General features: G+C 64.7%; 22 protein-coding genes. 8 read left to right on the top strand and 14 right to left on the bottom strand.

Annotated features, from left to right (window positions below):
• Positions 1-149 precede the first annotated feature (149 nt).
• Positions 150-1223: a linear amide C-N hydrolase gene (locus IE097_RS17125; RefSeq protein WP_189462108.1), complete on the bottom strand. Its 1074-nt coding sequence runs from the start codon at positions 1221-1223 to the stop codon at positions 150-152.
• A 592-nt stretch (positions 1224-1815) separates the two neighbouring features.
• Between IE097_RS17125 and IE097_RS17120 the strand changes: the two genes are divergently transcribed.
• Positions 1816-2214, top strand: a complete 399-nt coding sequence (locus IE097_RS17120) for a RidA family protein (RefSeq protein ID WP_189462106.1) — start codon at positions 1816-1818, stop codon at positions 2212-2214.
• Between the two features lie 220 nt (positions 2215-2434).
• On the opposite strand, the gene IE097_RS17115 is transcribed toward IE097_RS17120, so the two are convergent.
• The 3 genes from IE097_RS17115 to ppa form a co-directional block, all read right to left on the bottom strand.
• Positions 2435-3637 (bottom strand): ammonium transporter, encoded by a 1203-nt coding sequence (locus IE097_RS17115; protein WP_189462104.1) that lies wholly within the window; start codon positions 3635-3637, stop codon positions 2435-2437.
• A gap of 291 nt (positions 3638-3928) precedes the next feature.
• Positions 3929-5071, bottom strand: coding sequence for a porin (locus tag IE097_RS17110; protein ID WP_189462102.1), 1143 nt, complete (start codon positions 5069-5071; stop codon positions 3929-3931).
• A 405-nt stretch (positions 5072-5476) separates the two neighbouring features.
• Positions 5477-6007, bottom strand: coding sequence for an inorganic diphosphatase (ppa, locus tag IE097_RS17105; RefSeq protein WP_070527721.1), 531 nt, complete (start codon positions 6005-6007; stop codon positions 5477-5479).
• A gap of 170 nt (positions 6008-6177) precedes the next feature.
• Between ppa and IE097_RS17100 the strand changes: the two genes are divergently transcribed.
• Together IE097_RS17100 and ampC are read left to right on the top strand one after the other, a co-directional pair.
• Positions 6178-8853 (top strand): bifunctional acetate--CoA ligase family protein/GNAT family N-acetyltransferase, encoded by a 2676-nt coding sequence (locus tag IE097_RS17100; protein ID WP_189462101.1) that lies wholly within the window; start codon positions 6178-6180, stop codon positions 8851-8853.
• A 121-nt stretch (positions 8854-8974) separates the two neighbouring features.
• The gene (gene ampC, locus IE097_RS17095; RefSeq protein WP_189462205.1) at positions 8975-10138 is read left to right on the top strand and encodes a class C beta-lactamase; all 1164 of its coding nucleotides are present in this window, start codon (positions 8975-8977) and stop codon (positions 10136-10138) included.
• Positions 10139-10254: 116 nt separating this feature from the next.
• On the opposite strand, the gene IE097_RS17090 is transcribed toward ampC, so the two are convergent.
• Positions 10255-10953, bottom strand: a complete 699-nt coding sequence (locus tag IE097_RS17090) for a pirin family protein (protein ID WP_189462100.1) — start codon at positions 10951-10953, stop codon at positions 10255-10257.
• A 113-nt stretch (positions 10954-11066) separates the two neighbouring features.
• On the opposite strand from IE097_RS17090, the gene IE097_RS17085 reads away from it, so the two are divergent.
• The gene (locus tag IE097_RS17085) at positions 11067-11984 is read left to right on the top strand and encodes a LysR family transcriptional regulator (protein WP_189462099.1); all 918 of its coding nucleotides are present in this window, start codon (positions 11067-11069) and stop codon (positions 11982-11984) included.
• On the opposite strand, the gene IE097_RS17080 is transcribed toward IE097_RS17085, so the two are convergent.
• The 5 genes from IE097_RS17080 to IE097_RS17060 form a co-directional block, all read right to left on the bottom strand.
• A complete protein-coding gene (locus IE097_RS17080) occupies positions 11981-12439 on the bottom strand; it encodes a YgiW/YdeI family stress tolerance OB fold protein (protein WP_189462097.1) in 459 nt (152 codons plus the stop codon). The two genes, IE097_RS17085 and IE097_RS17080, sit on opposite strands and share 4 nt — an antisense overlap.
• A 179-nt stretch (positions 12440-12618) precedes the next feature.
• On the bottom strand, positions 12619-13185 hold the full coding sequence (locus tag IE097_RS17075; protein WP_189462095.1) for a YceI family protein: 567 nt from the start codon (positions 13183-13185) through the stop codon (positions 12619-12621).
• A gap of 15 nt (positions 13186-13200) precedes the next feature.
• Entirely contained in the window at positions 13201-13530 is a 330-nt protein-coding gene (locus IE097_RS17070; protein WP_189462094.1) for a DHCW motif cupin fold protein, read from the bottom strand.
• A gap of 2 nt (positions 13531-13532) precedes the next feature.
• Complete coding sequence (locus tag IE097_RS17065) at positions 13533-14102, bottom strand: YceI family protein (RefSeq protein ID WP_189462092.1); 570 nt, start codon at positions 14100-14102, stop codon at positions 13533-13535.
• A 34-nt stretch (positions 14103-14136) separates the two neighbouring features.
• On the bottom strand, positions 14137-14685 hold the full coding sequence (locus IE097_RS17060; RefSeq protein ID WP_189462091.1) for a cytochrome b: 549 nt from the start codon (positions 14683-14685) through the stop codon (positions 14137-14139).
• Positions 14686-14952: 267 nt separating this feature from the next.
• Here IE097_RS17060 and IE097_RS17055 point away from each other — a divergent pair, with 267 nt between their 5' ends.
• A complete protein-coding gene (locus tag IE097_RS17055; protein ID WP_189462089.1) occupies positions 14953-15615 on the top strand; it encodes a carbonic anhydrase in 663 nt (220 codons plus the stop codon).
• Here the strand turns inward: IE097_RS17055 and IE097_RS17050 are convergent.
• Positions 15602-16519, bottom strand: coding sequence for a LysR substrate-binding domain-containing protein (locus IE097_RS17050; RefSeq protein ID WP_189462088.1), 918 nt, complete (start codon positions 16517-16519; stop codon positions 15602-15604). The two genes, IE097_RS17055 and IE097_RS17050, sit on opposite strands and share 14 nt — an antisense overlap.
• A 107-nt stretch (positions 16520-16626) precedes the next feature.
• Here IE097_RS17050 and IE097_RS17045 point away from each other — a divergent pair, with 107 nt between their 5' ends.
• The 3 genes from IE097_RS17045 to IE097_RS17035 are packed head-to-tail and all read left to right on the top strand — an operon-like array spanning position 16627 to position 17965.
• Complete coding sequence (locus tag IE097_RS17045) at positions 16627-16950, top strand: carboxymuconolactone decarboxylase family protein (protein ID WP_189462086.1); 324 nt, start codon at positions 16627-16629, stop codon at positions 16948-16950.
• 5 nt (positions 16951-16955) lie between these two features.
• The gene (locus IE097_RS17040) at positions 16956-17372 is read left to right on the top strand and encodes a tautomerase family protein (RefSeq protein ID WP_189462084.1); all 417 of its coding nucleotides are present in this window, start codon (positions 16956-16958) and stop codon (positions 17370-17372) included.
• Positions 17369-17965 carry a DUF4865 family protein gene (locus IE097_RS17035; RefSeq protein ID WP_189462081.1) on the top strand — a complete coding sequence of 199 codons (597 nt, stop codon included), beginning with the start codon at positions 17369-17371 and terminating at the stop codon, positions 17963-17965. Before IE097_RS17040 ends, IE097_RS17035 begins: the two co-directional genes overlap by 4 nt.
• Here the strand turns inward: IE097_RS17035 and IE097_RS17030 are convergent.
• The 3 genes from IE097_RS17030 to IE097_RS17020 form a co-directional block, all read right to left on the bottom strand.
• Entirely contained in the window at positions 17944-18408 is a 465-nt protein-coding gene (locus IE097_RS17030; protein ID WP_189462080.1) for a tetratricopeptide repeat protein, read from the bottom strand. The two genes, IE097_RS17035 and IE097_RS17030, sit on opposite strands and share 22 nt — an antisense overlap.
• Before the next feature lie 160 nt (positions 18409-18568).
• Positions 18569-19369: a Cof-type HAD-IIB family hydrolase gene (locus tag IE097_RS17025; RefSeq protein WP_189462078.1), complete on the bottom strand. Its 801-nt coding sequence runs from the start codon at positions 19367-19369 to the stop codon at positions 18569-18571.
• A 125-nt stretch (positions 19370-19494) separates the two neighbouring features.
• Complete coding sequence (locus IE097_RS17020; protein ID WP_189462077.1) at positions 19495-20145, bottom strand: DUF924 family protein; 651 nt, start codon at positions 20143-20145, stop codon at positions 19495-19497.
• Between the last annotated feature and the right edge of the window lie 19 nt (positions 20146-20164).

Below are 20164 nucleotides of genomic sequence, written 5' to 3'. Positions count from 1 at the left end.
AGGGGGCTCGTGACGCTTTCTGAACCGGTCGCGTGCGGGTGCTGCGGCAGTTGAGCGCGTAGACGAGCCCGTCGGCAATGCTGTGCTGGACAGCGTCGCAGAGGCATTGACCGGCGAGCTGAAGGGATGAGCGGGGCATCGTTCCGGTCTTAGCTGCCCAGGCCGAGGAACTTGAACGGCTTGGCCGGCTTGAACTGCGCGGTTGCATCGCCGGCGTACGTGTGGTCCTGGTCCTTGCCGAGATCGAGTTTCAGCACCGGTGCGCCGGCCGACAGGTCGAGGCGCTTGAGGTCGACCCAGAAAGTGTTCGGCGTCAGCGCCGATTCGAAAAAGTACAGCTTGCGCTGGTGATCGACGACGGTGCGCCAGCGCGTGGACGAGATGTTCGGCTCGTCCGGCGTGCTGATGCCGTACGGTACCGAGACGTTGCGGATCACGCTGAAGACGCTGGCCACTGCGCGGTTGGGGTTGTCGTCCTTGGGAATCGCGTTGACGTAGAACGCCGCGCGGGCAAAGCGGTCCGACGCTCGGTTGGTGCCGGGCAGCATCACCGTGCCGCCGATCTGCTGCCAGTAGCTGTTGAGGGCGAGCTGCTGGTCGAACGTCGGCGAATTGGTCATGACCTGATACTGCCGGCCATGGTGGATGACCTGCTTGCCACCGATGTATTCGATGATGGCGCTGTCTCCGCCGGCATCGGACAGCGACAGGTGCAGCGTGGTCAGGCGCTCCTCGCCGGGAACATTGTCGGTGACGATGGTGAAGGGCTGTTTCTCCAGCGCGGCGACGGCTTCGGCCACGGTGGCGAAGTTGTCGAGCGCGTACTGCGCCCACAGTGCGATCGACAGGCCCGGTTTGCCCTTGCCGTCGTATTCGGGGTACTGCGATTCGGCCAGCCACAGCACGTTGGCGACGAGTCCGGCTTCGTTGAGGCCGTCGGTGGTCGAGACGTCATAGCCGGTGGCGATGACGCTGCCGTACTTCGAGGTCCAGCGCAGCGAATTCGGCCCGGCCTCGCCGGTCCGTGGCGTCCCGCGCGGCATGACCCACAGGTTGGTGGCCACGTCGCTCTTCCAGTCCATCGAACGGGCGGTCACGACCTGACCGTGCGCGCCGAAGTAGACCAGTCGGGTGCAGGCGTCCGCCTCCTGCAGGGGCAGCAGCATCAGGCTGCTTGCGAGTACGCTTGCCAGCACGGCACGGGGAAAACGGACGGCAATCATGAGCGGACCTCTTCAGACGGATCAGAGGCCTACCAGTATGCGACCGACCGGGTGATCAGGTCAGTTGCTGTCAGACAACCAACTTCAAGTTGGTCATCGTGCTATCGGTGCGTCAAGCCAGCGCGTTCAGGGCTTGCGCGGTATTTTCAGCAGGCGGGTGAATTGTTGCCGGGTGAAAATTGACCGGACCCGCCTACTGCGGCCCGGTGAGCAGCGGCATCCCTTAAGGGGGGCTTCCCGGTGGAAACAGCGCCTGAGCGTCATCATCGGCCGGATCACCCGCCCGGATGCCAGGGGAGTGCAGGGCTGCGAATTCACGAGGTGCAGTCGGGCAGGTGAATGCCCAGTGGCAAGGCGGTGTTCCCTGCATGGCGTTTCCCCGCTGGCGCCGATCGATCGGCCGGTTGCGGCGTGGCGCCGGGCATAGACATGGCGCATGGGGTTGCCGCTTTGGGAGGTGCTTCCGGTCCGGAGGGGCTTGGCGCGAGATTGCTCCGGTGAACTCTCGCGCAGCGGCCCGGTCTGCCGGTGGGGCGCAGCCGGGGTCCGTCCTCCATCGCTGCTGCGCCGACACACAGACCAGGAATCGATCATGACCAAAACCGTCCTCAATCCAGATAGCGTATTCAATACGCGGCAATACGGCTTCAGTCAGGCTGCCATTGTCAGTGGGCAACGCCGGATGCTGCTGTCCGGACAGGTCGGCGTTGACGCCAGCGAGCGAACCGTCGGGCCCGGATTGCGGGAGCAGACCGATGCGGCGTTCGACAATATCGAGCGCGTGCTGGCCGCCGCGGGCGCCGGGCTGGAACAGGTGGTGATGCTGCGGATCTACATCTGTGAAGCCGCGAGGGAGGAACAGGACCAGATCGTGGCGGCATTGCGGCAGCGTTTCCCGAACGATCCGCCGCCGTCATCGTGGATCATCGTCAGCGGGCTGTCCTTGCCCGAATGGCTGATCGAAATCGAGGCGGAAGCCATGCTCGACTAGCCGGTTGTCGCGGGCGGTCTTCGCGCCGCGTATTCACGGCCATCGGCGCGACCGCCGTAATCGCCCTGTCCCGCAGTCATTTTGCGTTGGCGTCCGGCCGGCGCATGACGATGCGGGTGGCCGGGTCGACGCGGCTGAACCGGATGGCCGGACACCGGGCGACGCTGCCTATCTCGTGAACAGCCCGCATGCCCGCACCGGCCATGCCCTTGTGATCGGCTTACCAGCTCGATTCACGCTCCGGCGTTGCGGTGATCTTGTGGATCGACAGGTCGGCGCCGTTGAATTCCTCCTCGTCCGACAGGCGCAGGCCGACGGTTTTCTTCAGCACGCCGTAGACGACGAAGCCGCCGGCGAAGGCAATCGTGCAGCCCATCAGCGTGCCGACCAGCTGGGCAAGAAAGCTGACGCCGCCGGCACCGCCGAGCGCTTCCAGACCGAAGAGGCCCGCTGCGATGCCGCCCCACGCGCCGCAGATGCCGTGCAGCGGCCAGACGCCGAGCACGTCGTCGATCTTCCAGCGGTTCTGCACCACGGTGAACAGCCAGACGAAGCCGGCGCCGGCGACGCCGCCGACGACCAGTGCGCCCAGCGGGTGCATCACGTCGGAGCCGGCGCAGACGGCGACGAGGCCGGCCAACGGGCCGTTGTGGATGAAGCCGGGGTCGTTCTTGCCGGCCCACATCGCGGTCAGCGTGCCGCCGACCATGGCCATCAGCGAATTCATCGCAACGAGACCGGAGATGCCGGCGACCTTTTGCGCGCTCATCACGTTGAAGCCGAACCAGCCGACGATGAGGATCCATGCCCCGAGCGCGAGGAAGGGAATGCTCGACGGTGGATGCGCGGCAACGCCGCCATCCTTGTGGTAGCGGCCACGGCGTGCGCCGAGCAGCAGCACGGCCGCCAGTGCGATCCATCCGCCGACGGCGTGGACGACGACCGAGCCGGCGAAGTCATGGAACGGTGCGCCGAAAACGGACTTGAAACCGTCCTGTACGCCGAAGTTGTTGTTCCACATCATCCCCTCGAAAAAGGGGTAGACGAAGCCGACCAGCAAAAAGGTCGCCGCCGATTGCGGGTGGAATTTGGCGCGTTCGGCAATGCCGCCGGAGACGATGGCCGGAATCGCCGCGGCGAAGGTCAGAAGGAAGAAGAAGCGCACCAGTTCGTAGCCGCTGTTGCTGGCAATCTCGTGCACCGGCTGGAGGAAGTGGGTGCCATAGGCGATGCCGTAGCCGATGAAGAAATAGGCAATGGCGGAGACACCGAAATCGGTGAGGATCTTGACCAGCGCGTTGACCTGGTTTTTCTTGCGGACGGTGCCGAGCTCGAGAAAGGCGAAGCCGGCGTGCATCGCCAGAATCATGATCGCCCCGAGCAGGATGAACAGCACGTCGGTGCTGGTTTGGAATTGGCTCACTGCATGCTCCCGGATTTCAGGTTGGCGCTTTGAATTGGTGCGCCATGTGTGGCGTGCACCGGAAGCAAGCAGTGTGCCGGTGTGATCAGGGTGCTGATCTGAAAAGGGTATTCGTCATTTCGGCTGCATGTTGCGCCGCATGGTTGCACCGATAGTGTGCATCGTTGTCCGCTTGATCGGTGCGAATGCACATTAAGGGTGCTGGGTGGCGAAGATGGTGCGGCATGCAGGGCGGACTGGTGCATGAAAAAAGCCCGCCGAGGCGGGCTTGTTGTCGGGACGGGCCGGCGTTCAGAAACCGGTCCAGGTGCCGATCAGCAGCCGGTACGAATCGGTGCCCGGCTTGTATGACGTGCCGTAGGTGGCGCCGATGGTGCCGTTGGTGTCGTTGGTGCTGAAGCGGGTGTCGAAGTAGGCCGAGGTGTTCTTCGACAGCGCATACGTATAGCGCGCCAGCAGCGTCTGGCTGTCGCTGTCGTCGATCCTGTTGCCGTTGATGTCCTTGGCGCCCCAGAAGTAGTTGTAGCCGACCGCGAAGCTGTGCTTGCCGGTGGTGTAGAGCCCCTGGACCCACGCCTGCTGCTGTTCCGGACCGGTAAAGTAGTTGCAGCTGCCGACCGCGTCGTCGAGGCTCTGGTCGGTGCCGGCTGCGGCGTTGGCGTGGGCCGATGCGCTGCAGTCCCACCACTTGTAGCCGCCACGGACGGTCCAGCCGCTGTCACCGAAGGTGTAGCCGCCGGCGATGAAGCCGAACTTGTCGACATCGTCGCTGGCCGAGCCGCTCTGCAGCCGCGGTTTGGCCTGCTGGTAGCCGACGTTGACCGTGGCGTTGTGGCCGGCATAACCGGCGGTGACGTCGGCAAAGTACTCGTCGCCGCCGCCTTCGGTGTTGTTCTGTTGCGTGCGCAGCGAGTACATCGCCGACACGGTGAAGCCGTTCAGGTTCGGCGAGTCGTAGACGATCGAGTTCTCGACGTTGAAGCCGATGACGCCGACTTCCTCGACATGCATCGAACCGCCCTGTGCGGCGTACGGCCAGTCGAGTACCAGGTAGGACGGCGAGTAGATCTTGCCGAAGCGCAACTGGCCCCAGTCTCCCTTCCAGCCGCCCCAGGCTTCGCGGTTGCCCCAGTTGGCCGGGCCGTTGCCGCCGTTGATGTCATTGTCCTTGCCGGTCCGGTAGTTCTCGGCGCCGGTCCAGATTTTCCAGATCACGCTCGAGCCGTTGTCGAGCTTGTCGTCCCCCTGGAAGAAGATCCGCGGTTCGACGTCGAGCTGGGCGTTGTCGCTGAAGCCGTCGGCGTTCGATCCTTCGTAGAGGATGTCGGTTTCCATCGAGCCGCCGATGGTGATCGCGGCCATGGCCGGGCTGGCCAGACCGGCGGCGAGCAGCAGGGCGGACAGGGTGTTTCGGTACAGTTTGCGGTGTTGCATGAACGACTCCTTCTCTGTGCAGTCAGTTTCTTGCCGCGTGCTCCGTGCAAAAACAGCGGCTGTTCTTGTGAAAAGTTGTGAAACTCAACAGGAAGGACTGTAGGACGCTGCAAATTTGGTATCAAACGTAATTAAAAGACATTGAAACTGTTTCCATAAACAACCTGTCATCAAGGGTACGACCGGCCGTTTGCGGCCGAGACGTGTTCAAGCCAGCAACGGCGGACCCTGGACGGCATAGGGGGATCGGAACAGGCGGCGGTCCGCCTGCGATCACAGGCGAGCGAGGGCGGTGCAGGGCGCGGGCGAAGGGCGCTTGCCGGCTGGCGGGTGATGCAGCGGTACAACAGGGCCATGAAAAAAAGCCGGTCGATGACCGGCTTTTTCTGCAGGGCGGATATGCAATCAGCCTTTCTGGGCGCGCTCGAAGCTCGTGACGATCTCGGCCTGGGCGGCGGCCTTGTCGCCCCAGCCGGTGACCTTGACCCACTTGCCCTTCTCCAGGTCCTTGTAGTGCTCGAAGTAATGCTTCACTTGCGCGAGCAGCAGCTCCGGCAGGTCTTCCAGCTTCTGGATGTGGGCGTACATCGCACACACTTTCTCGACCGGCACGGCGATGACCTTGGCGTCCTGACCGGCTTCGTCTTCCATGCCCAACACGCCGATGGCGCGGCACTTGATGACCATGCCCGGCGACAGCGGGAACGGGGTGTGGACCAGCACGTCGACCGGATCGCCATCCAGCGACAGGGTGTGCGGCACGAAGCCGTAGTTCATCGGATACGACATCGAGGTACCGACAAAACGGTCGACGATGATGCAGCCGGCTTCCTTGTCGAATTCGTACTTCACCGGCGGAGCGTTGGCCGGGATTTCGATGATGACGTTGAAGTCGTTCGGCAGGTCCTTGCCGGCCGGGATCTTGCTGATGTCCATGCTGCGTCCTGATGCGGGTTGATAGGAAACGGGACGAATTATAGCGGTAGGTGATTTCGGCCGCATCCGGCGTGATCGGGCAATGGCAGAATGCGCCAGTGTTGATCCGCCGCAGCGCGCACTGTCGCACTGCCATTAGAATGACGGCATAACCGGCAAAGGCTTGGGCCATGAAAAAACACTACCTGACCCCTCTGTTCGATCCGCGCTCGGTGGCGGTGATCGGTGCTTCGGAGCGTGCCGGTTCGGTCGGGGCGGTGGTCCTCGCCAACCTGCTCGAATCCGGCTACACGGGCAAGGTATTTCCGGTGAACCTGCGGCATGCCAAGGTGCAGGGCGTGGCCGCGTTCAAGCACGTGCGCGACATCGGCAGTCCGGTCGAGCTGGCGCTGATCACCACGCCGTCGAAAACGCTGCCGGACGTGATCGAGGAGTGCGGTCGCGCCGGCATCCGGGCGGCGGTGATCATGAGCTGCGATTTCGTCGGCACCGATGCCAGAACCCGCAAGCTGCTCGACCGCATTCTCGTGCGGGCGCGCCAGTACGGCATCCGCCTGATCGGGCCGACGGTGTTCGGCACGGCCCGCGGGGCGAGCAAGTTTCCCGCCGCCAACTACATCGGCAAGATCAAGCCGGGCAACATGGCGCTGGTATCGCAGTCCTCGTCGGTCACCTCGGCGATCCTCGACTGGGCCGAGTCGCACGACATCGGTTTTTCCTCGGTGGTCTCGCTGGGCGTGGCGGCCGACGTCGACGTCGGCGAAACGCTGGACTACCTCGTTGCCGACAACAAGACCAAGAGCATCCTGATCTACATCGAAGACGTGCACGACGCCCGCATGCTGATGTCGTCGCTGCGTGCCGCGGCGCGATCCAAGCCGGTGCTGGTGCTCAAGGTCGGCCGTTACGACGACGAGGTCAAGCTGGGCCGGACGCACTCGGAGCGGCTGATCGGCCGCGACGACGTGTTCGACAACGCCTTGCGCCGGGCCGGCGTGCTGCGGGTACGCTCGATCAACCAGATCTTCACCGCTGCGCGGGTGCTGACCAACAACTATCGCGTCAAGGGGCGCCGGCTGGCGATCCTGACCAACGGGATCGGCGCCGGGCTGATGGCCGTCGACCGCGCGCGCGACCTGAACGTGCCGCTGCCCAAGCTGGCGCCGGAAACCGTGGCGCGGCTCGATGCGATCATTCCGGGCCAGACCAGCCGCGACAATCCGGTCGACATCCTCGGCAACGCCCCGGCCTCGCGCTTCGAGGCGGCGACCAGCATCATGCTCGACGATCCGCAGGTCGACGGCGTGCTGGTGATCTTCACGCCGCAGGCCGGCACCGACGACATGGAAACCGCACGCGTGCTCGCGGCGCTGCGCAAGGCGCACGACAAGCCCATCCTGTTCGCCTGGATCGGCGGCAAGAAGGTCGAGGCCAGCCGCAACCTGCTGGCCAAGGCGGGCTGCGCCTACTTCCATGCGCCGGAACAGGCGATCGAGGTGTTCTATTCGCTCGCCGCCTGGCAGTACAACCAGCAGTTGCTGCTGCAGACGCCGGGGCCGATCGGCGAGTGGGATGCGCCCGATCTGGAAACCGCCCGGCTGATCATCGACGGCGTCGTTGCCAGCGGGCGGAGCGTGCTCGACGAGATCGAGTCCAAGGCCATCCTGCGTGCCTTCAACATTCCGGTGACGCTGACGATGCGTGCGGCCAGTGCCGACGAGGCCGTGAATGCGGCCATGGGCATGGGGTTGCCGGTGGCACTGAAGGTCGACGCGGAGGGCGTGCTGCACAAGACCGACATCGACGGCGTGGCGCTGAACCTGACCAGCCTGGTGCAGGTGGCGGCCGAAGCGAACAAGATGCTGGCGCGCGCACGCGACCGGCTCGGCGACAGCCTCAAGGGCCTGACCGTGCAACCGATGCACGGCAAGAAGAACGCCCGCGAGCTGATGGTCGGCGTCGCCCATGACCGCGCTTTCGGCCCGGTGATCACCTTCGGCGCCGGCGGCATCGCGGTCGAGGTGTTCAACGACGTCGCCGTGGCGCTGCCGCCGCTGAACGAATACCTGGCCGAGAACCTGATCCGCCGGACCCGGGTGAAGAAAATGCTCGAGACCTTCCGCAACCAGCCGGCCGCCGATCTCGACGCAATCAAGGCGGTGCTGCTGCGCGTGTCGGAAATGGTGTGCGAGCTGCCGCAGATCCAGCATCTCGACATCAATCCGCTGGTCGTCGACGAGGGCGGCGTGATCGCCGTCGATGCGCGGATCATCGTCGCACCGGTGGCGCCGGAAGCGCGCCGTTACGGGCATATGGCGATCCATCCTTACCCGTCGCAGCTGGTGCAGGTGACGCAGCTGAAGAACGGCATGCCGGTGACGATCCGGCCGATCCGGCCCGAAGACGCCGAGCTGATCATCGCCTTCGTTGCCAGCCTGTCGGAGGAAACGCGCTACAACCGCTACATGAGCACGCTGAAGTCGCTGCCGCAGGCGCAGCTGGCGCGCTTCACCCAGATCGACTACGCCCGCGAGCTGGCGCTGGTCGCCGCGGTCGAGTCGGGCGGGGGCGAGGCCATCGTTGCGGTGGCACGTTTCGTCGTCAACCCGGATTACGACAGCTGCGAGTTCGCCATCGTCATCGACGATGCCTGGCAGGGCAAGGGGCTGGGCAACCGGTTGATGAACGCGCTGTTCGATGCCGCGCGCGACATGCGTCTGTCGGTGGTCGAGGGCGAAGTGCTCACCAGCAACAAGACCATGCTGTCGTTCATGAAGTCGCTCGGCTTCGAGGTCAAGCCGCACCCGGAAGACGACGGCCTCAAGTGGGTGGTCAAGCCGCTCTGACGGCACCGCGTGGCGGGAATTTGCCGGATTGTCCGTGACGGGCAAACCGGTCACGCTCTGCCGGTCGGCGCGATGGCGCCGTCCGCCGAAGCCCCGCTGAAAAGGTACCCGCTTGAACGTCCTGCCCAAATGCCTCGCCCTGATCGCGCCCGTTGTCGCGGCCTGTCTCCCCCTTGTCGCCCGCGCGGACGACGACGCCGGAATTCGCGGCATCGTCGATGCGGCGATCCGCCCGGTGATCCAGCAGTACGACGTGCCTGGCATGGCCGTCGCGGTGATCGTCGACGGCCGGCCGCACTTCTACAGCTACGGCGTCGCATCGCGACAGGACCAGACCCCGGTCAGCGAGAACACGCTGTTCGAACTCGGTTCCGTCAGCAAGACGTTCACGGCAACGCTGGCGCTGTACGCGCAGGAAACAGGAGCGCTGTCGCTGGGCGACCACCCCGGGCGATACATGCCCGCGCTGGCCGGATTTCCGGTCGACAGGGCCAGCCTGCTCGAACTGGGCACGTACAGTGCCGGTGGCTTGCCGCTGCAGTTTCCCGACGCCGTGTCGGACGACGCGCAGATGATCGACTATTTCCGGCAGTGGCAGCCCGATGCCGAACCGGGCGTACTGCGCAGGTATTCCAACCCCAGCATCGGTCTGCTCGGGCATGTCACCGCGATCGCACTGAAAAGCAATTTTGCCGACGCGGTGGAAAGCCGGCTTTTCCCTGCGCTCGGCCTGAATCGGAGTTATGTCCGTGTACCGCAGGGCGCGATGGCCCGCTATGCATGGGGTTACGACAAGACGAACAAAGCCATCCGGGTGAATCCGGGCATGTTCGATGCGGAAGCCTACGGCATCAAGTCCTCGGCGGCCGACATGGCCCGTTTCGTGCAGGCAAACATCGATCCGGCCGGGCTTGAAGGGCCGATGCGGCGCGCCGTCGAGGGTAGTCATACCGGCTACTTCAGGATCGGCGGGATGGTGCAGGGGCTGGGCTGGGAGCAGTATCCGTATCCGGTTTCGCTGCAGCGACTGCAGGCCGGCAACTCGCCGGAGGTGAGCATGAAGCCCAATCCGGCGGTGAAGCTGACCCCGCCACGCACGCCGTCCGGCGCGACGCTGTTCAACAAGACCGGCGCAACGAACGGATTCGGCGCCTACGTGGCTTTCGTGCCCGAGGAGCGGATCGGCATCGTGATGCTGGCGAACCGGAACTTCCCGATTCCGGCCCGGATCGATGCGGCGCATGCCATCCTGAGCCGGCTCGCACCCGGCACGAAGCCGCGCTGAACGCCGGGCGGGAACATCCCGCCCGTTCATTGATTCGGTCAGCGAAGCCCCGGGCTGAAATGGCCCGGGGCTTCACCGGCCGACGACCCGGACCCTATGGTCCGGGTCGTCGGTCATCAGGCAAGGTCGAACACCAGCACCTCGGCCTGCTGGCCGGCGGCGACCGTGACCGACGTCTCGTCGCTGAGCATCAGTGCATCACCGGCTTCCAGTGCGATGCCGTTGACTTCGGCGTTGCCGCGGGCAACATGCACATAGGCACGTCGGTCCGCAGCCAGCGGCAGGGTCGCGGTTTCGTCGCCATCAAACAGCCCGCTGTACAGACGCAGGTCCTGATTGATCGTTACCGAGCCGTTGGCGCCGTCGTTGCTGGCCACCAGACGCAGGCGACCGCGTTTTTCCTCGTCGCCGAAATGCGTTTCCTCGTACGACGGCGTCACGCCCTTGCGGTCCGGCATCACCCAGATCTGCAGGAAGTGCGCGGCGTTCTGCTTCGACGGATTGAACTCCGAATGCAGCACGCCGGTGCCGGCGCTCATGCGCTGGACGCTGCCGGGACGGATCACCGAGCCGTTGCCCATGCTGTCCTTGTGCTCGAGTTCGCCTTCGAGCACATAGCTGATGATTTCCATGTCGCTGTGCGGGTGCGTGCCGAAACCCATGCCCGGTGCGACGCGGTCGTCGTTGATGACGCGCAGCGCGCCGAAGTGCACGTGGGCCGGATCGTAGTAACCGGCAAACGAGAAGCTGTGCCAGGAGTCCAGCCAGCCGTGGTTGGCATGGCCGCGTTCGCCGGCTTTGCGCAGCTTGATCATGGTGTACTCCTTCTAAGTTGTTGAACCAGTAACGCCATGCTATTCCTTGACTTCATGTGTTGATAGCGAAAAGATATGGACATCTTGTTCGAATTTATGAATGGATGGCCGTCATGCTCAGGCTCAACCTCGAATCGCTGGAAATCATCGATGCCATTGCCCGCAAGGGCAGCTTTGCCGCCGCCGCCGAAGCGGTGCACCGGGTCCCGTCGGCCGTCACCTATATGGTCAAGAAACTCGAGGACGAACTCGACGTGCAGCTGTTCGACCGCAGCGGTCACCGCGCCCGGCTGACACCGGCCGGCGAGACACTGCTCGAAGAAGGACGACACCTGCTGCGCGCGGCCGGCGATCTGGAATGCCGGGTCAAGCGGGTGGCAACCGGCTGGGAAACCGAGCTGAACATCGCCATCGACGCGCTGATGCCGCTGTCGCTGCTGCACGACTGGATCGCCGAGTTCGACGCGCTTCAATCCGGGACACGACTGCGCTTTTCGCGGGAAACGCTCGGTGGCGTCTGGGAGGCCCTGGTCGACCATCGTGCCGACCTCGTCATCGGCGCATCGCTCGAGGGGCCGCACGGGGGCGGCTATGCCACGCACTATCTGGGTGACTGCGAGTTCATTTTCGCCGTTGCACCACAACATCCGCTGGCGGTGCTGCCCGAGCCCCTGCAGGCGGCACAGATCCAGCAGCACCGTTCGTGCGCGATCGCCGACAGTTCGCGCCACCTGATGCCGCGCACCGTCGGCATTCTTTCGGGACAGGAGACGCTGACCGTACCCGATCTGGCCGCCAAGCTCGACGTGCAGCTGGCCGGGCTCGGCTGCGGATATCTGCCGCACTGCGTGGCCGCGCCCTATCTGGCGGACGGGCGACTGGTGCGCAAGGCGATCGAAGAAGTGAAGCCGCCAACCCGGCTCTACGCCGCCTGGCGTACCAGTGGCGCGGGCCGGGCCTTGCGCTGGTGGCTGGATGCGCTGGCCGGCGACGACCGGATCGGTCGCTGGCTGGCCGGCGCAGGGCGCTAGTTGCCGGTCTTGGGCTTCTTGGCCGTGGCCGTTGTGACCGGCTTTTTGGCCGAGGTGGTTTTCTGCGGTGCGGCCTTCGGCGTATCGGCGTCGGCCGGCAGGACTTCAAGCGACTGTGCCGTGACGCCGATGCAGCTGAGGGAGCGGTCGATGTCGCCGATCACGCGGATCTTGGTGCGGTCGTTGATCGATTCCTTCGGCCATTGGTCGTCGTCGATGTCGATGCCGATGGCGCCGCTCTTGTCGCGAAACTCGTAGCGATCGCCCTTGAGCTTGCGCATGATGTAGCCCTCGAGACTGACCGAAGTCTTGTCGGGGGCCTGCAGCGCTGCCGCTGCGGTGTCGACGTCGGTGGCTTCGCTGCCGGGGCCGCTGTAGCCGGCCTGGGCCGATGCCAGGCAAAGCCCTGACAACAGGGCCATGCAGACAATGGAGACGTGCGTGCCTGTGCTCATGATGACCTCCTGATGGTCCCATACAGGGCTCATACGCGCGTGTTTTTCGCTGCACGGTGAAAACTTGTCGCTGGCCCATGTGCTTACAGTGTAGGCAGCGGCTTTCGCCGGTAAGGGGGCCGAAAAAGCAAAAACCCGCGGCGAGCGCGGGTTTTTGCGGGCGGGCAGACAGGCGGTTTTTACTGCTTGCCGGCTTCGACCTGGATCGTCAGTTTGACTTCATCACCCACGGCCGGCAGGTAAGCCTTCATGCCGAAATCGCTGCGCTTGAGCACGGCAGTCGCCGCGGCACCGCACCACGGCTTCTTCATCATCGGGTGCGGGCCGCACTTGAAGTCGGCCACGGACAGCGTCAGCGGCTTGGTGACGCCGAGCAGGGTGAAGTCGCCGTCGACTGCAACCAGCTTGTCGCCGTCGAACTTGAAGTTCTTCGACTTGAACGTCGCGGTCGGGTACTTCTCGACATTGAAGAAGTCTTCGCCCTTCAGGTGCTTGTCACGCGCATCCCAGCCGGTGTCGAGGCTGGCGGTGTCGATGCTGATGTCGACGCTGCCGCTCTTCTTTTCGGCGTCAAGCACGATGCTGCCGCTGGTCTTGTCGAACGTGCCCTGCTGGGTCGAGAAACCGAGGTGGTTGATCGAGAAATGCGCCGCAGTGTGCGACGGATCGATCGAGTAGGTTTCCGGTGCGGCGAAGGCGGCCGAGGCAACGGTGGCGAAGGCTGCGGCGAGGATCAGTTTTTTCATGTGTGTACTCCAGGGTCAATCGACGATGAAAAGGGTGGCACCGGTCCGGGTGGACGAGCGGTGCGGTTCGGCGTTGTCGGCCACCTGATAGCTCATGCCGGGCAGGAGCGTGTAGCGGCGGCCGTCGGCAAGTTCGGTGTCGAGCTCGCCGGAAAGGCACAGCAGGATGTGGCCCTTGCTGCACCAGTGATCGGCCAGATAGCCCGGCGTGTAGCTGACGCGCCGCACGCGCACATTCCCGAACTGGCGGGTGCGCCAGCGCGCTTCGCCGGTCTCGCCCGGGTGCACGGTTTCCTCGACCGTGTCCCAGTCGGTGACGCCGAAGGCGATCTGGTCCAGCTGCATGCTTACTTGCCGGCCTTGCCGTTCAGCACGAAGCGGTACTTGACCAGCACTTCGTCGGCCACGGCGCCGGTATCGGCCCAGTCGCCGTCGCCCAGCTTGTACTGCAGGCGCAGCAGCGGGAAGCTGCCGTCAAGCTGCAGCTCGGCGCCGTTCTGCTTGGCGGTGAAGGTCGAGACGATGTCGCGGCTCACACCCTTGATCACCAGCGGGCCGCGGGCTTCGAACTTGCCGTTGCCGAGCGCCTTGACGCTCTTGGCGGTAAAGGTGGCCTTCGGGGTGGCTGCGGTGTTGAACCAGGCCTTTTTCTTGGCTTCGTTGTCGCCATCCGGGCTGCCGGTGTCGATGCTGGCGAGGTCGACGCTGAACTCGGCCCTGGTGGCCTCCGGCTTGGCCGGGTCGAAATCGACGTTGGCGGCAAAGCGCTTGAAGCTGCCGTCGCTCGGCGTGTTCATCTGCTTGAAGGTGAAGCCGATCTGGCTCTTGGCCGCGTTCAGCGTCTGCGCGGCCTGGGCCGGCACGAAAGCCGCGGCGGCCAGCGTTGCGGCAATCAGCGTGGTACGGAAACGGGTCATCGTGTTCTCCTTGTTGTGGATGTCCGGGGCCGGATCAGCGGCCCCAGGGCAACATGCGCGACAGTGTGGCGTCGCGGTCGATCAGGTGATGCTTGATCGCGGCGGCGGCGTGCAGCACCACCAGTGCGAGCAGGGTATAGCCGAGGTAATAGTGGATCGTCGCCAGCGTTTCGCCGAGTTCGGCGTTCTTGCCGACGAGATCGGGCAGCGGCCACTCACCGAACAGCACGACCGAATAGCCCTTGGCCGAACTCATCAGCCAGCCGATACAGGGCAGCGCGAACATCAACAGATACAGCAGGTGATGGATGCTGGCGGCCGCCTTGAGCTGCCAGGCCGGCTGGTTCGGCAACGGCGCCGGTGCGCCACGGCCCAGCCGCCACGCCAGCCGCAGGATCAGCAGGAACATCACGCTGATACCGGCCCATTTGTGCCAGGCGATGATCTGGAACTTGAGCTTGAAGGTCTGCGGGCCCAGTTCAAGACTGTTGAAGTACCAGATCAACCCGAAGGCCGAGAAGATCAGCAGCGCCATCAGCCAGTGCAGCGACATTTGCAGCGGATCGTAGCGGTCTCGCGACATGAAAAATCCTTATTCAGAATTATTGATCTGCGACAAATAGTATTGCCTCAGACTCGGGATGGGATATCGGAAAATATGCAATAGATGGTTCAAAAAAACAGAACAAGCTTTCCGAAGCGTGCCGTTCAATGTAGCCGGCTGCTTTGTCCGATGTCGAGTCCTTACACAAGGCCAAAGGCGATGTTGCGCAGCAACAGGTAGAATCCCCTACCGGGATGTTTATATCTGTGCCTTCCGGCGCGCAGCGAGTCAGGGAATCTAGTGAGCATGAAAGACATCGAAAAGTTCATTGGCGGCTTCCGCCGCTTCCAGCACAAGTACTTCGGCGAAGACACCAGGCTGTTCGAAAGCCTCAAGCGCCGGCAGAAGCCGAAGACACTGCTGATCGGCTGTTCGGACTCGCGCGTCGATCCGGCCATCCTGACCGACTGCGACCCGGGCGACCTGTTCGTCGTGCGCAACGTCGCCAACCTGGTCCCGCCGTTCGAAACCGGCGGCCAGTACCACGGTGTGTCGGCGGCGATCGAGTACGCGGTCAAGAGCCTCAAGGTGCGGCAGATCGTCGTCATGGGTCATTCGGCCTGCGGCGGCATCGGCGCACTGATGGCGGGTGACGATGCGTCGAACGAAACCGACTTCATCGGCAGCTGGGTCAGCATCGCCAATCCGGCCAAGCAGCAAGTGCTGGCCGAGCTCGACTACAAGAGCCCGGAAGCACAGGTCCGTGCTTGCGAGCTGGCGGCGATCATCGTCTCGCTCGACAACCTGATGTCCTTCCCCTTCGTCGCCGAACGCGTTGCTGCCGGCGAGCTGGCACTGATCGGCTGGTACTTCGACATCCAGCAGGGCGCACTGTTCCAGTTCAATCCGGATGTGAACGCCTTCGAAGCCGTGGTCGAAGCGCCCGACAACGGCGTCACGGCCGAGTAAGCCCCGCCGCCACGCCGTCCGGCGTGGCATCGAACCAGCCGGCCAGCGCCTGCTGCAGCAGGTGCTGCAGGCCGCGGACCGCCGGGGCCGGATCGGCTTCGGCGCACAGCAGGCGCAAATCCAGTGCCGGCAAGGCCGGCAATCCCGTTTCGGTGGCATCGAGCCGCCGTACCCGCTCCGGCAGACCCAGCGGTGTGCGCACCGCCAGGCCCAGCCCGGCGCCAACGGCCGACCAGATGCCGGCCAGACTGGTGCTGGTAAAGGCAATCCGCCAGGCGATCCCGGCGTGATCGAGCGCATCGGCGGCCGCGCTGCGCATCAGGCACGGCGCCTCGAAGGCCACCAGCGGCAACGCCGTTCCCACCTGCCATGCCCGGTCCGTGTCGGCCGGTCCGATCCAGCACATCGGCACCGTACCCAGCCGTTCGGCATGGCGCGCCGGCATGCCGGAATCCCAGGACAGGGCCAGATCGAGTTGCCCGGTGTCGATCGCCGCCATCAGCGCGGCATTGCGGCCGACGGTGACGTCAAGGCGGACGTCCGGATTCGCGCGGGCGAATTGCCCGAGCAGCTGCGGCAGCAGCGATTCACCGAAATCCTCCGGCAGGCCGAGGCGGACTTCGCTGGTCTGGCGCATGCCGTGCAGCGCATCGGCCGCCTCATCATTCAACGCCAGCAACCGCCGTGCATAGGCGAGCAGCGTCTCGCCGGCATCGGTCAGCGCCAGCCCGCGGCCGGACTTGCGCAGGACGGGCGTGCCGGCCTGATCTTCCAGCTTCTTCAACTGGGCGCTGACGGCCGAGGTCGAACGCCCGAGCCGGTCTGCCGCCTTGGCAAAGCTGCCCAGCTCGACGCCGGTGACGAAGCAGCGCAGGACATCCAGATCAAAGTGCACGCGTCGCATTGATAATCCCGTTTTTCAGGATTGTTGATCAAAAACATTCCAATATTCAGTATTAAATTGCGGCGCTAAGGTGGTGGTGTCAAGTTTTCCTGCCAAGGAGCAATGCCATGAACCTGCTGGATGGATTGGGCCAGCGTGCGCTGGGCCAACTGGCACCGAAGCTCGCCGCGCTGTCCGACGAGGTGCTGTTCGGTGACGTGTGGCAGCGTCCCCAGCTGTCGAAGCGCGACCGCAGCCTGATCACGGTGGCCACGCTGCTGGCACTGGGCCGAAGCGAACAGCTGCCGTTCCATTTCAACCTGGCCCGCGCACACGGCGTGAGCGACGAGGAGTTGCGCGAGCTGGGCACGCATCTGGCGTTCTACGCCGGCTGGCCGGCTGCCGCATCGGCGCTGACCGTGCAGGGCCGGCTCGACGAAGCACAGGAGTGACCATCATGCCTTTCGCACGGATATCGCTTTTGCAGGGCAAATCGCCGGCCTGGCTGCGGGCCGTCTCGGACGCGGTGCAACAGGCTCTCGAACAGTCTTTCGAAGTGCCTGCCGGTGACCGTTTTCAGGTGATCGAACAGCTTGCGCCGGGATCGCTGGTGTTCGATCGCGACTATCTGGGCGGCCCGCGTTCGGACGATTTCGTCCTGATCGCGCTGACCGCCGGCCGGCCGCGCTCGACCGAAACCAAGCAGGCCTTCTTCGGTTCTCTGGTGCACTTGCTCGAAGCTTCGCCGGGCATCCGGCCGGCCGATGTCATGGTGGTGATTACGACCACCGAACCGGACAGCTGGTCGTTCGGTTTCGGTCGCGCCACGATGATCGTGCCGCCCGATGCTGCCCATGGAGGGACGCCGCAATGATCGCGATGCAGTACAGCATTCTGCTGCCGGCCGACTACGACATGGCCATCATCGACGCGCGGATTGCGACCAGGGGCGGGCTGACGGACCGGCTGTCCGGGCTGGTTTTCAAGGCTTACCTGAGCGCGCGGCACAGCGAGGGGGCGCGGCACAATCTGTATGCACCGTTCTATCTCTGGCAGGACATCGTCGCAATGAACGCCTTTCTGAGCGGCCCGGGTTTCGCCGGACTGTGCGCCGATTTCGGCCGGCCGTCGGTGCAATGCCGGCCGGTCTGGCAGGCGGGCTGGACCGGGGACCTGCCAGGCGCACGGTTTGCCAGCCGCACGCAGATGGCCATGCCGTCGGCCGGGGGGCTGGGGGACTTGAGGGCTGCCGAAGCCGGGATGTCGTGCCAGCGGATCAGCGAACACGGTGCTTGTGCCGCGCTGGTCGCCTACGATCCGACCAGCTGGACGCTGACGCGGTTTGCCTTGTGGATTGACCGACCGGTGCCGGAGGAGGCGGGCGATGTACAGCCGTATGCGGTCGGCCACGTCTCCGCGCCAGATCTGATGCCGACGGCCGCGGGCTACTGCGCCTTGGCTCGGTAGGTGTCGATGGCGCTGGCGAGATCGCGTTCTTCCTCGCAAGTGCCGCACAGCGTTTTCAGCTGGTCGAGCTGGGTCTGTGCCTTCTCGGGCTGCCCGGCCTGCAGCCAGGCTTCGCCGAGGTATTCATGCGCACCGAGGTGGCGCGGGTTCAGTCGCAAGGCTTCGTCGTAAGCGGCAAAGGCCTGCTGCAGGTTGCCGCGCTTGCGCTCGCAATAGCCGGTCCAGTTCCACAGGTCGGCATTGCGCGGGTCGCGCTGGCGTGCGGCGTCCAGAATCTGCAGGGCCTGATCCCACTGTTGCTGGTCGATGTACTGGCGCGCCTCGGCAATGGCCTTCGGCGTGTCGTTGCTGTTGCTGCGGGCCGCAGGCGGACTGCCGCCGCCGGAAGCCCACGCGGCGGTGGTCAGCACCAGGGTCGTGGCGATCATCAGGAAGCGTTTCACGGCCGCACACTCCGGATCGGTATCGATATCCTGAGCATGGCAAAACGTGGTGGCTTCGGCACGGTTCGGAGCGTGCAGAACGGGACGGGCGGCCGGTACGCCCCGACGACGAATATCGCCGGGACGGCGCGCCCGCGTTGCCGCAAGCGCGCCGGTCTGTTTACTGCTCGAGCTTGAAGAGCTCGCGCAGTTTCAAGGCGACGGCGGCATCGGTGTTGCGGCCGATCTGCGGCACGTCGGGCAGCAGTGCCACCAGCTTGGGGTTGGCGTTGCCCATCATGAAGGGATGACCGGCGGTGCCGAGCATTTCCAGATCGTTCAGGCCATCGCCGAATGCGACACAGTTGGCCATCTGCAGCTGCAGCGAATCGAGCACCACCTGCAGCGCATGTCCCTTCGATACCGTCGGTGCCATGATTTCCAGGCAGTCGGGCAGCGAATAGGTGATGTAGAGACCATGGCCGAAACGCGCGTACAGTTTGGCCTCGATCTTGGCCAGGTGCTCCGGCTCGGCGATGTACAGCACCTTGGCGACACCTTCGCCGCTGTGCTTGGGCAAATCGTCGATCCGGTACGTGAAACCGGAGTCCTTGTGCATGTCCTTGAGCCATTCGCACGGCGCGCCGATCAGCCATTCCTCATCGAGGTAGAGGTTGACGGTGGCGCCGTCGCTGAACTCCGGCTGCATCATTTCGCGAACGATGGCCGGCGCAATGTTCTTGGCGTACATCTGCCGGTCGTCCGGGTCGTGGACGCGTGCACCGTTCGACGTGATCAGGTGGGCGCGGATGCCCAGAGCGGCGCGGATGCCGCGTACGTCGCAATAGTGCCGGCCGGTTGCGATGATCAGCGGCACGCCACGCGCCTGCAGGGCCTGCATCGTCCGGGCGGTGAAGGCGGAGGCGGTGTGGTCGCCGTCGAGCAGCGTACCGTCGAGGTCGGAGGCAATAACCTTGTACATGGGGACTCCGGGCAGAGGGATTCCGTCATTCTACCGGGCATACCCCCTTGATTTGCAGTCAAAAATGCCGGTGGGCTGCCCGTTCGGCTAACGGATTTCCCCGATGCGTCACGCCGGCATGCACGCTAGAACCCTGCGCCGGGTTGTGCCAGATAGTCGAGCTCGTCCGGCGTGCAGGCTCGGCCAAGGACATCGTTGCGGTGCGGAAAGCGGCCGAAACGGGCGATGACTTCGTGGTGCAGGACCGCGTAGCGGTGGAAGTCGCCGAGCACGTCGTGGCCCTGCCAGTCGGCGGTCAGGGCCAGCATCCTTTCCTGGTCGGCCAGCGATTCCGCATGTTCGAACGGCAGATAAAGGAAGAGCTGTTCGACCGGCGACAGTGCGTCGTGCCAGCCGGCGTCGACCGCGGCATGGGCGATGCGGCAGGCAAGGGTGTCGCCGACAAAGGCCCTGGCCGTGCCGCGGAACAGATTGCGGGGGAACTGGTCGAGGACGATGACCAAGGCCAGGGTGCGGCGGGCGTCGGTGTGCCAGTCGTCACAATGCCCGGCCAGCGCGGCCTCGACCGTGGCGAGAAAACGCCGGCGGATCGCCGCGTCGAACACCGGGTCCTTGCGGAACCAGGCGGCACGGGGCTGCCGGTAGTCCGGGTCGTCCGGGCAGCCGAACCAGAAGGCCAGCACTTCGTCCGGCGTGGCGACGGTGTCGCGCCCGGCGCGCAGGCGGCCGCTTTTGACCTGGCCTTCGGGGCTGGAGCGGCGGATCAACGAGGTCATGGGGCGTCCTTCTGGCGGG

Origin of the sequence: Jeongeupia chitinilytica, assembly GCF_014652315.1 — a bacterium.
GTDB classification, from domain to species: domain Bacteria; phylum Pseudomonadota; class Gammaproteobacteria; order Burkholderiales; family Chitinibacteraceae; genus Jeongeupia; species Jeongeupia chitinilytica.
The sequence above is the reverse complement of the archived record's forward strand: the minus strand, read 5'-3'. Positions and strand labels throughout refer to the sequence as shown.

Excerpts from the sequence above, each read along its gene's own strand:
- IE097_RS17060 (WP_189462091.1), bottom strand. The coding sequence starts at position 14,685 with ATGTCGCGAGACCGCTACGATCCGCTGCAAATGTCGCTGCACTGGCTG.
- IE097_RS17055 (WP_189462089.1), top strand. The coding sequence starts at position 14,953 with ATGAAAGACATCGAAAAGTTCATTGGCGGCTTCCGCCGCTTCCAGCAC.
- IE097_RS17085 (WP_189462099.1), top strand. The coding sequence starts at position 11,067 with ATGCTCAGGCTCAACCTCGAATCGCTGGAAATCATCGATGCCATTGCC.
- ppa (WP_070527721.1), bottom strand. The coding sequence starts at position 6,007 with ATGGACATCAGCAAGATCCCGGCCGGCAAGGACCTGCCGAACGACTTC.
- IE097_RS17035 (WP_189462081.1), top strand. The coding sequence starts at position 17,369 with ATGATCGCGATGCAGTACAGCATTCTGCTGCCGGCCGACTACGACATG.
- IE097_RS17075 (WP_189462095.1), bottom strand. The coding sequence starts at position 13,185 with ATGAAAAAACTGATCCTCGCCGCAGCCTTCGCCACCGTTGCCTCGGCC.
- IE097_RS17100 (WP_189462101.1), top strand. The coding sequence starts at position 6,178 with ATGAAAAAACACTACCTGACCCCTCTGTTCGATCCGCGCTCGGTGGCG.
- IE097_RS17040 (WP_189462084.1), top strand. The coding sequence starts at position 16,956 with ATGCCTTTCGCACGGATATCGCTTTTGCAGGGCAAATCGCCGGCCTGG.
- IE097_RS17065 (WP_189462092.1), bottom strand. The coding sequence starts at position 14,102 with ATGACCCGTTTCCGTACCACGCTGATTGCCGCAACGCTGGCCGCCGCG.
- IE097_RS17080 (WP_189462097.1), bottom strand. The coding sequence starts at position 12,439 with ATGAGCACAGGCACGCACGTCTCCATTGTCTGCATGGCCCTGTTGTCA.
- IE097_RS17120 (WP_189462106.1), top strand. The coding sequence starts at position 1,816 with ATGACCAAAACCGTCCTCAATCCAGATAGCGTATTCAATACGCGGCAA.
- IE097_RS17070 (WP_189462094.1), bottom strand. The coding sequence starts at position 13,530 with ATGCAGCTGGACCAGATCGCCTTCGGCGTCACCGACTGGGACACGGTC.
- IE097_RS17020 (WP_189462077.1), bottom strand. The coding sequence starts at position 20,145 with ATGACCTCGTTGATCCGCCGCTCCAGCCCCGAAGGCCAGGTCAAAAGC.
- IE097_RS17025 (WP_189462078.1), bottom strand. The coding sequence starts at position 19,369 with ATGTACAAGGTTATTGCCTCCGACCTCGACGGTACGCTGCTCGACGGC.
- IE097_RS17050 (WP_189462088.1), bottom strand. The coding sequence starts at position 16,519 with ATGCGACGCGTGCACTTTGATCTGGATGTCCTGCGCTGCTTCGTCACC.
- IE097_RS17125 (WP_189462108.1), bottom strand. The coding sequence starts at position 1,223 with ATGATTGCCGTCCGTTTTCCCCGTGCCGTGCTGGCAAGCGTACTCGCA.
- IE097_RS17090 (WP_189462100.1), bottom strand. The coding sequence starts at position 10,953 with ATGATCAAGCTGCGCAAAGCCGGCGAACGCGGCCATGCCAACCACGGC.
- IE097_RS17045 (WP_189462086.1), top strand. The coding sequence starts at position 16,627 with ATGAACCTGCTGGATGGATTGGGCCAGCGTGCGCTGGGCCAACTGGCA.
- IE097_RS17110 (WP_189462102.1), bottom strand. The coding sequence starts at position 5,071 with ATGCAACACCGCAAACTGTACCGAAACACCCTGTCCGCCCTGCTGCTC.